Annotated in this window: 7 protein-coding genes, 1 pseudogene and 2 CRISPR repeat arrays; of the genes and pseudogenes, 4 read left to right on the top strand and 4 right to left on the bottom strand. The window is 70.8% G+C overall.

Going from position 1 to position 12119, the window contains the following annotated elements; translation table 11 throughout:
- Positions 1 to 9 precede the first annotated feature (9 nt).
- A CRISPR array of direct repeats spans positions 10 to 3881; the repeat unit is 29 nt; unit sequence GTCCTCCCCGCCGACGCGGGGGTGTTCCG.
- 85 nt (positions 3882 to 3966) lie between these two features.
- The gene (istB, locus tag ACFQLX_RS01495; protein WP_386410862.1) at positions 3967 to 4773 is read right to left on the bottom strand and encodes an IS21-like element helper ATPase IstB; all 807 of its coding nucleotides are present in this window, start codon (positions 4771 to 4773) and stop codon (positions 3967 to 3969) included.
- Positions 4770 to 6029 (bottom strand): IS21 family transposase, encoded by a 1260-nt coding sequence (gene istA / locus ACFQLX_RS01490; RefSeq protein WP_386410859.1) that lies wholly within the window; start codon positions 6027 to 6029, stop codon positions 4770 to 4772. The genes istB and istA overlap by 4 nt, the downstream gene beginning before the upstream one ends.
- Positions 6030 to 6116: 87 nt before the next feature.
- Positions 6117 to 7242: a CRISPR direct-repeat array (repeat unit 29 nt; unit sequence GTCCTCCCCGCCGACGCGGGGGTGTTCCG).
- A gap of 216 nt (positions 7243 to 7458) precedes the next feature.
- Here istA and ACFQLX_RS01485 point away from each other — a divergent pair.
- The 4 genes and pseudogenes from ACFQLX_RS01485 to ACFQLX_RS01470 all read left to right on the top strand — a co-directional run.
- Positions 7459 to 7644, top strand: a pseudogene (locus tag ACFQLX_RS01485) (ABC transporter ATP-binding protein); the annotation flags it as partial.
- A 349-nt stretch (positions 7645 to 7993) separates the two neighbouring features.
- Positions 7994 to 8878, top strand: coding sequence for a hypothetical protein (locus tag ACFQLX_RS01480; protein WP_386410856.1), 885 nt, complete (start codon positions 7994 to 7996; stop codon positions 8876 to 8878).
- A 355-nt stretch (positions 8879 to 9233) separates the two neighbouring features.
- The gene (locus ACFQLX_RS01475; protein WP_386410853.1) at positions 9234 to 9746 is read left to right on the top strand and encodes an RNA polymerase sigma factor; all 513 of its coding nucleotides are present in this window, start codon (positions 9234 to 9236) and stop codon (positions 9744 to 9746) included.
- Positions 9747 to 9895: 149 nt separating this feature from the next.
- Complete coding sequence (locus tag ACFQLX_RS01470) at positions 9896 to 10630, top strand: hypothetical protein (RefSeq protein ID WP_386410850.1); 735 nt, start codon at positions 9896 to 9898, stop codon at positions 10628 to 10630.
- A gap of 180 nt (positions 10631 to 10810) precedes the next feature.
- On the opposite strand, the gene ACFQLX_RS01465 is transcribed toward ACFQLX_RS01470, so the two are convergent.
- Together ACFQLX_RS01465 and ACFQLX_RS01460 are read right to left on the bottom strand one after the other, a co-directional pair.
- Positions 10811 to 11449 carry a GNAT family N-acetyltransferase gene (locus ACFQLX_RS01465; protein ID WP_386410847.1) on the bottom strand — a complete coding sequence of 213 codons (639 nt, stop codon included), beginning with the start codon at positions 11447 to 11449 and terminating at the stop codon, positions 10811 to 10813.
- Complete coding sequence (locus ACFQLX_RS01460; protein WP_386410844.1) at positions 11449 to 11853, bottom strand: STAS domain-containing protein; 405 nt, start codon at positions 11851 to 11853, stop codon at positions 11449 to 11451. Before ACFQLX_RS01460 ends, ACFQLX_RS01465 begins: the two co-directional genes overlap by 1 nt.
- Positions 11854 to 12119 lie beyond the last annotated feature (266 nt).

The raw sequence follows: 12119 nt of genomic DNA, 5'->3' as shown, positions 1-12119 counted from the left end.
CCGACGAAAGTCCTCCCCGCCGACGCGGGGGTGTTCCGTTCGTCTACCAGCACGAACGCGTTCTTGCGGAGTCCTCCCCGCCGACGCGGGGGTGTTCCGTCGGACGTTGCCGAGATGTCCAGCGGATCGGGGTCCTCCCCGCCGACGCGGGGGTGTTCCGCAGTTGGCGCTCGTGGGCGGGGATCTTGCCCTGTCCTCCCCGCCGACGCGGGGGTGTTCCGTGGCTCCGGTAGGCCCATGCCCACCTGCGACAGTCCTCCCCGCCGACGCGGGGGTGTTCCGCGTCACCCAGCGGTCATAGACGCTGTGCAGAAGTCCTCCCCGCCGACGCGGGGGTGTTCCGACCACGGTTGAAGTGGCGTACGCGCTGAATGCGTCCTCCCCGCCGACGCGGGGGTGTTCCGACCGTCTGCCGCTCAGGACGTACCCCGGGTGGGTCCTCCCCGCCGACGCGGGGGTGTTCCGGAGGAGGAGCCCAGGCCGCGGTGGGCGAAGGCGTCCTCCCCGCCGACGCGGGGGTGTTCCGGAGTGGACCGCGTCCAAGGGCGATCCGTGCCGGTCCTCCCCGCCGACGCGGGGGTGTTCCGTCGACGTCGCCGCCGATCTCCTCCCCGCACACGTCCTCCCCGCCGACGCGGGGGTGTTCCGACCTGCACACCACTCGCACCGCTTCCCAGCATGTCCTCCCCGCCGACGCGGGGGTGTTCCGGAGCGCAGCCCCGCCAGGACCGGCTCGTTCAAGTCCTCCCCGCCGACGCGGGGGTGTTCCGGTCCAGTCATCGAGCGCGGTCTCGCTGGTGTGGTCCTCCCCGCCGACGCGGGGGTGTTCCGTCCTCGAACTCCATGCCCCGCTCGAAGAAGCCGTCCTCCCCGCCGACGCGGGGGTGTTCCTCGTGCCAGGCGTCGGGGGTGTACTCGTCGAACGTCCTCCCCGCCGACGCGGGGGTGTTCCGGCGGTCCGCGAGCACGGCAAGTCCAGTGCTGAGTCCTCCCCGCCGACGCGGGGGTGTTCCGTTCGCCACGCACCACGGCGTGGCGACATAGGAGTCCTCCCCGCCGACGCGGGGGTGTTCCGCCTCAGCTTTTTGCCCGGGGGGCGAAACCGGAGTCCTCCCCGCCGACGCGGGGGTGTTCCGGGGTGGTAGCGGGTGGGGTTGGGGACACGGGAGTCCTCCCCGCCGACGCGGGGGTGTTCCGCGGTCGGAGCCGCAGCTGCGGTTCGCTCAGCTGTCCTCCCCGCCGACGCGGGGGTGTTCCGGCGATTGAGGATGAGCTAGCCAAGCTCCGCGCGTCCTCCCCGCCGACGCGGGGGTGTTCCGGACTTCACATCGCGGCTAGCCGCCATGGCGTCGTCCTCCCCGCCGACGCGGGGGTGTTCCGCTGCCGGGGGCGGCGCAGGTGGTGGCGCAGGGGTCCTCCCCGCCGACGCGGGGGTGTTCCGGCGTCATCGCCGGGGCGAGCGCGCTGAACCTCGTCCTCCCCGCCGACGCGGGGGTGTTCCGTAGGGCAGCGACGGCGGCGCGGTGTCGGCCGCGTCCTCCCCGCCGACGCGGGGGTGTTCCGCGGCGGGCGTGGCGGTCGAATTCGGCGCGGCCGTCCTCCCCGCCGACGCGGGGGTGTTCCGTTCCGCCGCGGCGGCGCGGTCCACGTGGAGAAGTCCTCCCCGCCGACGCGGGGGTGTTCCGCGGATCCCGGTGAACCCCTTCCGGGACCGGGAGTCCTCCCCGCCGACGCGGGGGTGTTCCGCTCGCCGACCGCTACCTCGTGCGGCTCTTCAAGTCCTCCCCGCCGACGCGGGGGTGTTCCGGCCGATCTGACCTCCCTCTGCAAGGGTGGCCAGTCCTCCCCGCCGACGCGGGGGTGTTCCGCGGACCTCGCCGCGCCCCGTGACTGCCTCGACGTCCTCCCCGCCGACGCGGGGGTGTTCCGCACCTGTACGGCTACCGGGTCAACGCCGGGGAGTCCTCCCCGCCGACGCGGGGGTGTTCCGACCGCGCAGGAGTGGAACCGGGGCCAGGTCGGGTCCTCCCCGCCGACGCGGGGGTGTTCCGGCGACGTTCTCCATGGCGTCGACCGTGGCGGCGTCCTCCCCGCCGACGCGGGGATGTTCCGCCCTGGCCCCTCGCCTTCTCCCGGTTGGTGAAGTCCTCCCCGCCGACGCGGGGGTGTTCCGTTGGCCGGGGTGATGCCGAGGCGGTGGCCGAGGTCCTCCCCGCCGACGCGGGGGTGTTCCGCTGAGGTTGAACACGAGGCCCTTTACCGTTCCGTCCTCCCCGCCGACGCGGGGGTGTTCCGGTCCGGATCGACCCCGCCGATTTCCGCGTATCGTCCTCCCCGCCGACGCGGGGGTGTTCCGCTGGAGGCTCTCGCTACGGCGCAGGGCGCGACGTCCTCCCCGCCGACGCGGGGGTGTTCCGCCTCACGGGCGGTGAGCCATGCGGTGAGAGCCGTCCTCCCCGCCGACGCGGGGGTGTTCCGTACTACGGGTCCGGCTGCGATTCACAGCCGGCGTCCTCCCCGCCGACGCGGGGGTGTTCCGACCCCGGCATGAGCACCCCGGCCGGACCCACCGTCCTCCCCGCCGACGCGGGGGTGTTCCGATCGGAGCCTCGACGTAGAAGGTCAGGGAGCCGTCCTCCCCGCCGACGCGGGGGTGTTCCGGACTGGGCCAGCACCACACCACGGTAAAGGAGGTCCTCCCCGCCGACGCGGGGGTGTTCCGGAAGTGTGATCCGCGACCCTGACGGGCAGTCGGTCCTCCCCGCCGACGCGGGGGTGTTCCGGTAGCCAACGCGTCGGGCGGCACCAGCGTGTCGTCCTCCCCGCCGACGCGGGGGTGTTCCGACGTGCGAGAGACGAATCTGCTCGCCGCCTGCGTCCTCCCCGCCGACGCGGGGGTGTTCCGACGTGCGAGAGACGAATCTGCTCGCCGCCTGCGTCCTCCCCGCCGACGCGGGGGTGTTCCGCTCATTGGTCAGTCCATAAAGCTCGTCCGCGAGTCCTCCCCGCCGACGCGGGGGTGTTCCTCAACCTGCGTCGTCGTGCCGCCTCCCGTGGACGTCCTCCCCGCCGACGCGGGGGTGTTCCGTCAACACGGTGATGCACGGTCTCACTCTCACGGTCCTCCCCGCCGACGCGGGGGTGTTCCGGCGATAGCCGGCTGCCTCGTCCTCATCGTCTGGTCCTCCCCGCCGACGCGGGGGTGTTCCGGGGACGCCCGGCCGCATGGTCCGCATCGAGGAGTCCTCCCCGCCGACGCGGGGGTGTTCCGATGATCTTGATTCTGGGGGAGGGCATGCCTGTGTCCTCCCCGCCGACGCGGGGGTGTTCCGCCATGGACCTGCTGGAAGGGGAGTGCCTGCCGGTCCTCCCCGCCGACGCGGGGGTGTTCCGTCCGTGTACGTGGGTCAGGCATGAGTGCGCCGGTCCTCCCCGCCGACGCGGGGGTGTTCCGTTCCGCACACTGCTGCCCAAGTACACCGACGCGTCCTCCCCGCCGACGCGGGGGTGTTCCGGCGACGGTCGTCCTGTCCGGGTATGACAGTCCGTCCTCCCCGCCGACGCGGGGGTGTTCCGCCTAGGGGCGGTATAGGCGATGGTGAACGCCGGTCCTCCCCGCCGACGCGGGGGTGTTCCGAACATCGAGTTGAGGTAGAGGACCTTGTGGCGGTCCTCCCCGCCGACGCGGGGGTGTTCCGCCCGAACTCACCGTCCTCACCAACGACAACCCGTCCTCCCCGCCGACGCGGAGGTGTTCCGTCCTTGGTCTCGCCGGTCGCGGTGAAGCCGTTGTCCTCCCCGCCGACGCGGGGGTGTTCCGCCACGCGATGTGCTGCGACATGTCCACTCCCTGTCCTCCCCGCCGACGCGGGGGTGTTCCGCCGCGCTGGCTCATCTGGAGCTGTCAACGCTCCCTGAAATCTGACCCCCTCCGGACCTCTGAAAATTGACCCCCCAGGGGTCGGTTCAGTCCCGGTTTGCGCGGTTCTCCTTGGAGAGGAGTTCGCGTCGCTGGCGGGTGCGGTAGGAGTCGCCGGTGAGGGTGAGAACCTCGGCGTGGTGGACCAGGCGGTCGATCATCGCGGCGGCCACGACGTCGTCCGAGAACGTCTCTCCCCAGCGCCCGAAGGGCAGGTTCGAGGTGACCATGATCGAGCCCTGCTCATAGCGGGACGCGACCAATTGGAAGAAGAGATTCGCGGCGTCCTGGTCGAACGGAATGTAGCCGACCTCGTCCACGATGATGAGCTTGTAGCGCCGAATCTTCTTCAACTCAGCTTCCAGACGCCCGGCTTGATGGGCTTCCTGGAGACGGGAAATCCAGTTGCTGGCGGTGTCGAACAGGACGGAGTAGCCTGCGTGCGCTGCCTTCACCCCGAGTCCGATCGCCAGGTGCGTCTTCCCAATTCCCGGCGGACCGAGGAGAATTACGTTCTCGGCCTTGGCGACGAAAGTGCCGGTGGCGAGGTGGGCGAGGACATCCCGCCGCAGCGAGGGCAGGTGGTCGAGGTTGAAGTCCTCCAGCGTTTTCACCTGCGGGAAGTGAGCGGTGCGAATCCGCATCACCGTTCCCTTGGATTCCCGGTCGGCTACCTGCCGCTGCAGCAGAGCCGCGAGGTATTCCTCATGGGACCAGTTCTCATCCCGTGCCTGAGCGGCCAGATCCTCCCAACAGGCCCCGATCGTCGGCGTCTTGAGGACGCGGGTGAGATAGGCCATCATCGAGGGAAGCCCGTCCTTGTGGGCTGCCTTTTCCTTGAGCTCTGTGCTCATTCATTGCTCGCTTTCGTGGGCTCGGGATCGAAATCGACGCCGAAGAGAGCGTCATAGTCGGGCAAGGCCCGCAGAGCGACGGCGTGACCGTCGTGGTGGTGCCGGGTGCCGGCCTGGCGCCGCTCACGCTCGGCGGCCAGGGCCTGGCGCATGCGATGGGCGGTCGCGACGTGGACGGGATCGGAAACCACCGCCTGCTTGGCCCAGGACCGTTCGTGACGTGCGACGACGCGCCCCTCGCAGAACACCGTGACGGTGATGGGCGAGGCACTCACGTCGACGAACTTGCCGATCACCTGCGGGTCGACGGAGTAGTCGACGGTGTCGATGCGGACGTAGTAGTCACGAGCCAGGCGGACCCGATGACTCAGCCCGATCGGCGGTTCGAGGGGCGGCAGCGGGAGCATCGACAGGTAATCGGTCTCCAGCAGATCCACCGGCCGTCCCTGAATCGAGCGGACCGTGCGGGAGTTGGCCTTCGGTAGCCAGTCGGCCAGCTGGTCGTTGAAGTCCTTTGGTGAAACGAACTGCCGACCGGGCAGGAACGAGGTTTCCAGATACTGATTGTTCCGCTCGACCATTCCTTTGTATTCGGGGTCGCGGGGCGGCGCGAGCTTGATCTTCGTGGCCAGGGTTCCAGCGAACGCTGCCGCGGGAGCGGTCACCCGGCCCGTGCCGCCGATCGCTGATTCCCGGTCCCAGACAAGGGTTTTGGTGACGCGGCCGATCGCGCTGATCAGCGACCACATGCCCGACATGATGTCGCCGCCCTGCCGGGACGGAATCATCGTCGCCGACAAGTACCGGGAGAAGCCCAGCGTCATGACCAGCACCGGCAGAATCCGTTCCTGCCCGGCCGCGACCGGAATCCTTGTCTCGGGGAACCACAGATCGCACTGGGTGATCTCTCCTGGCTCGTATGCCACACGATCCACCGGATCGATCCCCACATATTCAGGCCGCAGAAGAGCCAGACGTTTCTTCAACGGCGACATCGAATACGGCCAGGCGATCCGCTCGGCGATGACCGGGGCCGGCATCCGCGGCCATTCCTTCAGCAGAGCCCGGATCTGGGGCTCGTACGCGTCGGCGACCGAACCACGCGGCGCCCGTTCGTACTTGGGCGGCCGGTCTGAGTTCAAGGCGGCCCGCACCGTGTTCCGGGCCACCCCCAGCCGCCGCGCGATCTCCTTGATGGGCACACCCTCGGCTCGGTGCAGCCGACGTATCTCCGCCCAGTCCTCCACCTTCAGCACCCTCCATGATCAACAAGGGGGGGTTAACTTTCGGAAGGCTTCCGGGGGTCAGTCTTCAGGAAGCTGCGGCAGGAGCCCGGCCCGGTCGTCCTCCCCGCCGACGCGGGGGTGTTCCGAGAGCCAAGGAGGCCATCATGGGCAATTCGGCGTCCTCCCCGCCGACGCGGGGGTGTTCCGTACGCGATTACTGGGGGTGTTGGTTCCGGTCCGTCCTCCCCGCCGACGCGGGGGTGTTCCGGTTGGGGGCGCAGCCAGCTCCCCGCCATTGCGGTCCTCCCCGCCGACGCGGGGGTGTTCCGGCATGGACTGGCAGCCCCAAGCCCGCCAACTCGTCCTCCCCGCCGACGCGGGGGTGTTCCGAGAGCCAAGGAGGCCATCATGGGCAATTCGGCGTCCTCCCCGCCGACGCGGGGGTGTTCCGTACGCGATTACTGGGGGTGTTGGTTCCGGTCCGTCCTCCCCGCCGACGCGGGGGTGTTCCGCGACCGGTTCGAGCTGGACGATAGCGAAGAGTGTCCTCCCCGCCGACGCGGGGGTGTTCCGAACGGCAACCGGGAGCAGGAGGTGACCACCACGTCCTCCCCGCCGACGCGGGGGTGTTCCGCCATCTGGGGCGGCGCCGTCGCCCCCACCGTGGTCCTCCCCGCCGACGCGGGGGTGTTCCGCGATCCGGCGCCCCGCCGGGCGGACCGCTCCGGTCCTCCCCGCCGACGCGGGGGTGTTCCGGGGTTCACCACCGCCCCCGACCCCAGCAACCCGTCCTCCCCGCCGACGCGGGGGTGTTCCGCGCGAGCCCCTCGCCGCAGCCCTGGCCGTGGAGTCCTCCCCGCCGACGCGGGGGTGTTCCGCCGACCAGGCCGCCCAGGACGCCTTCAAGCGCGTCCTCCCCGCCGACGCGGGGGTGTTCCGTGAGACCCCCAGGTGTGAGGGCCTGGGGGTCTGTCCTCCCCGCCGACGCGGGGGTGTTCCGGCGGCGGCGGTCAGGCTCATGCGGACCGCCCCGTCCTCCCCGCCGACGCGGGGGTGTTCCGGTGCCGCACCGCTCATCCATGCGCGGAACCCAGTCCTCCCCGCCGACGCGGGGGTGTTCCGCGGGGGGAGCGTGACCGGGCCCCCGCCGGACGTCCTCCCCGCCGACGCGGGGGTGTTCCGGTCACCGTCGCCGGCCACGGCCCGCCCGTCACGTCCTCCCCGCCGACGCGGGGGTGTTCCGCACCCGGCTCTCCCGTCTGCCAACGGCCGTGTAGAACTACACGGCCGTTGGCACCCCACGTCGCCCGGAAAAGCAGCGAGCCTCCACGCAGTCCGCACACAGTCCGCAGGACACTCCGTCATGACCGTCGCATCCCATCGCCCACCATCAGCAAAAGGCCAGGTCAGCAGCCCACAGGGAAGATCCCCGCAGGTCGCCGACCTAGCCGATTACTAGGAGATCAAGAAGATCGCCGCCGACCGCATCACCATCGTCGTCACCCACCGCCTGGAGAACACCAAGATCGCCGACCACATCATCGTCATGGAAGCCGGCCGCATCACCGAACAAGGCCGCTACGAGGACCTCACCCACGCCGCCGGCACCTTCGCCGAACTCCTCGCCCTCTCCCAGGACCGCTGACGCCCCGCATCCCTACGGTGGCTCCGGCAAACGACTCGCCCCCTCTCGGAAGGATCCTGATGACGGCGCACGGCCCCCACCCCGCTCGCGTCTCCTCCCGCCCGCGCACTACTCGCTCCCCCACCCCGTGCGCCTGCCTGGAGGTCGGGATCATCCTCCACGGCACCGTGAGCCATCACCGGATGGGCTCGCGGCAATCCGTTCGCGTGGTGCCTCCCCGGCCTCGTACGGTCTGCGGATGACGAGGACAACACCAGCGAGACCGGTGTCCGTGGAGGCCGTGTTCCCGGAGCTGGCCGCTCACCGTGGCCGGACGACTCGGCTGCACCCCAGGCCGGGGCAGCCCGGTATGAGCGACAGCCACATCGGCGGGCCGATGCTGTGGCCGGAAGGCGAACCATGGCTGGTCTGCCACGAGCCACACCAGCGGGAGACCGAGGGGTACGCGCCGGACGAGATCCGCAGCGCCCGTGCCGCAGGCGCGTGGCCGCCGAGCCGGCCGTGGCCCGACGCCAGGCCGCCTGGGGAGGACGGGCCGGTGCCCTTCGTAGGGCTCGCCCAGTTCTTCCGCCGGAGTATCCCGGGCCTGGTGTCCGGGCCTGACGGTGCGGACCTGGTGCAGCTCTTCCGCTGCCCGTTCACCCACGGTCCCTACCTGGAGCGCCGCTACCGCCTGGTGTGGCGGCAGGCAGTAGCGACCGAACGCGCGGAACGCTTCCTCACCGCTCCGCCTGAAGTGCCTCTGCTTCGATGGGAGCACGAACTTCCCGAGCCGTGTGTCCTGCACCCCGAAGAGGTGGACACCTCCCCCTGGGCGGAGGAGGACGCGCTGCCCGCCCCGCTGATCGCACGCATCGACGCATGGGACGACGCCCAGGCGGCGGAGCATGGACCCGACGCCCCCAGCTACCAGTACGATTTGTCGATCCCGCCCGGCTGGCGGGTCGGCGGCTTTCCCAGCTGGGCGTCGACGGGCCCGATGGCCGTCGACTGTGCGGCCTGCGCGACGCCGATGCGGCTGCTGCTGACAGCCGGGGGCTACGAGATGGACGGTGGTTCGCACAGCTGGGTGCCGCTGGAGGACCGCGATCCGTCCTTGCAAGGGAAGGCATCCATCCGAGGCGGTCCGTCCGTTGCCCAACCCACTCGGCTCCGCTTCGGCCGTGACCGGGACCTGCATGTCTTCACCTGCCCGGCCGACCCCGGACACCCGCCCCAGTGGGTGCTCGCATAGGACGTCTCAGGGCCAGGAACTCAACCGGCCAGCCGGACCGGGCCAAGCCCGACTCACAGCCGGCACATCGGTCGACGGTGGCAGGGTGCGCTTCCCACCAGGCCAGGGCTGCCGTGGGAGTGGCGAAGACGCCCTCGCGCAGGGTGTGGGTATCGGCGTCCAGGTCGGTCTCCTCCAGCAGCACGCGATACGGCCACCGCGCCTCCAGGTCCACATCTGGCACTGAGCCGGTAATACCTTCGGGGCTGCCGGACAACCACCAGGTGCCGGGATACGCGCCGAGGAAGGGCAGAGGCCGTGACAAGGGCGACAGCGGGCGACAGCGGACGACAGCGGACGACAGCGGCTGGAGCAGTTGTTCAGCGCGCATGCCGACCAGGTGTACGCCTTCGCCGCCCACCGGTTGGACCCCGACAGCGCGGGGGACGTGGTCTCCGAGGTGTATCTCGCCGCGTGGCGCCGAATCGGCGAGATCCGCGACCCCGCTCTGCCCTGGCTGCTGGGCACTGCCCGCAAGGTCATCAGCAACGAGTTGCGGGGACGGACCCGCCGGTCCGCCCTCACCGAGCGGCTGCGGGCGACTGCGGACGAGTCGGCCGCAGTCGACGGCGTACCCGAAGTGATGGACGCCCTGCGTGAGTTGTCGGAGCCGGATCAGGAGGTGCTCACCCTGGCCGAGTGGTACGGGCTGAGCGGCCGCGAAGCCGCTCAGGTACTGGGCTGCTCGACGGGCACGTACGCGGTCCGGCTGCACCGGGCCCGGCGGCGACTGCGGCAGCGGCTGGAGGAATTCGGCGTACCGCACCAAGCCACGGGCGCACAGCACGGGCCGGCGGCCACGGCAACGCTCCGGGAGGACGGGCAGTGAAGAAGCGACGCACAAGCAACGCAGACACCACCGAGGCCCTGCGGCGCAACCGGCCGCCGGCCCATCCCGGGTGGCACGCGAGTGACGCCGGCCAGGACATATTGACACGGGTGCTGGGCAGCGCACCCCCACCGGAAGAGGTCCGCACCGTGATGAAGAATCCCACCAGGCGCCCTGTCCGCAGGGCAGTCGTCGCCGTCTGTGCTGCCGCGGTCGTCGCGGCGGGCGTTGTTGTCGGCGTGCAGTCCTTCGGCGGGGACGACGGCTCCTCCGGGACAGGCGGCACGGTGTCCGCCGCAGAGTTCTACGCGCCGCTGGCCTTCGGGGGCAGCATGCGGGAGGTCGAGCACTACGACTCGCTGGCAGACGCGGCCGACGCGGCGGATGCCGTGGTCATCGCCGAGGTTGCGGGGGTGAAGGAGACCCGGCTCATCGAAGGGGACGGCAGCGACCGGCTCTCCATGCTGGGTGTCGTCATCCGGCCCGTCGAGGTGCTGCGGGGAAGCCTTCCGGCCTCAGACGAGGAAGAGCTGACGGTGGAGTTCATCGGGGGGAGCGCGGACCTGGACCAGACGGTGGCGGAGATGAAGGCCGCGCTGCCCGAGGGGCGGTCGGTCTGGTTCCTGCGCGCGAAGGCGGAGGAGGGCAAGCGGCATCTGGACGAGCTGAAGCAGGCGGGCACGACCCCCTCGGACCAGGAGCTGGCGGCGATCGAGGGCGACAAGCCGTACTACCGCGTGGTGTCCTCGCAGGGCCTGTTCGTCGAGGAGGGCGCGAACGTGGTCAACCCGGTGGCCGCCGAGGACGCGGAAGCGGACCCGATGATAACCGAGGGCGAGAAGTACACCGAGCTCTCCGAGCTGGTCGCCCACGTACGCGAATAGCCGACCGACGCTGCTGCGTGCGACTGCCTCAGGTGGCGGTTGGGTGGGGGTCTGTGAAGTTCGAGGCACTTCCTGCCTTGGGTTCCGGACCAGTTGCCCAGGTGCGGGTTGTTGGTGGTGGCCACCAGCGCGGTGCCGGGAGTGCCGCCGTGTTCGACCGCGTAGGTGCGGGGTGGTCGGCTACTCGGGACGTTGTGTCTGGTCGTTGTGGGCCAGGCCGTCCGGGCGGTCCGCTGAGCGCTCTCCCAGGGCGAGGATCAGCAGGCTCAGCACCGGTGGGCCCGCCGGTCTGCGGACCTCGCCGATCTCCTGCCAGCCCCAGGTACGGAAGGAGGCCACCGCCGCCGGGTTCGAGGCGTCGAGCAGGGTGGCGGCGACGGATGCCTCGTTGTCGGTGAGCAGGCGCTCCTGGAGGTGCTTGGCGATGCCCCGGTCCCGCTCGTGCGGGTGGACGGCGAGCTCGCTGATGGCGAAGAGGTGCCCGGAGGCGGTCAGTTGCTCGAGGTCGTGCGGCATCGGTCCGGCCAGCCCCTGCCACCAGGACCCGTCGCGCGGCAGCGGGTAGCCCTCGACGAACCCGGCCAGCGCCGCCGTCTCGGCGACCAGCATGTCGAAGCCCGGCCGCTGTACGTCGGCGGCGAGGCGCTCCAGGAACGCCTCCCGGTTGTGGTATTCGCCACCTGGTACGACGGTGGCGGACTCCACGTACAGGTCCGCCAGGTCCTCGCGCAGCCCCTCGGCCTGCCAGCGGTTCAGCCGGCGCAGGCGCACCACGTCCATCGCCTCCGCCAGGGCGTCGCCGTCCGTCCTCCCGGACATCACCGCACTCCTTCCGGCGCGGCGGGCACCGGACTCGGCCCGGGAGCCGGCACCTCTTCGGGCAACCGCGGGCGCAGACGTCGAAGGCCGGGCGGGCCGAGGAGGAAGCCGGAGCCGCCGATAGCGATGAGCCGCTCCAACATCGGTGGCGGGTAGTGCAGTTGCAGCACTCCCCCGGCCGCGGTGGCGTGCTGCCATGCCTCGATGAAGGCGTTGAGTCCGCAGCAGTCGCAGAAGGTGACGGGAGTGAGGTCGACCTCGATGCTGCGGATACCGCAGTGGAGACACCGCGCCAGTGACTCCCGTACGAGGGGGGACGAGGTCAGGTCGATCGCGCCGGCCAGGGTGACCAGCGTGCGGTGGTGCCTGTCGTGCCGGTACACCTTCAACTGCGGGAGGGGCATGGCGACCTCCGCGGGTCGTGAACACGGGTCAGCGCCCGGCCGGTTGTCAACCTCAGTCAACGCCCCCGGCCGGCCGGGGGAAACCGGCAACGTGAGCAGGGCCCATCACGGGAAGTGATGACGGTCCGTGAGCTGTGCGTGTCTTCCACGGCGCAGGGCCGGGCAGTTCAGGCGTCGGTCCGCGGACATGGAACCGGCCGGCACGGGTACCCGGGTGGGATCGGCAGGGCACGCGGACTGGGAGAGGGCGACGTTCGATGGCGCAG

The organism is Streptomyces polyrhachis (assembly GCF_042663125.1).
In the GTDB taxonomy this organism is placed as follows: domain Bacteria; phylum Actinomycetota; class Actinomycetes; order Streptomycetales; family Streptomycetaceae; genus Streptomyces; species Streptomyces polyrhachii.
The sequence above is the reverse complement of the archived record's forward strand: the minus strand, read 5'-3'. Positions and strand labels throughout refer to the sequence as shown.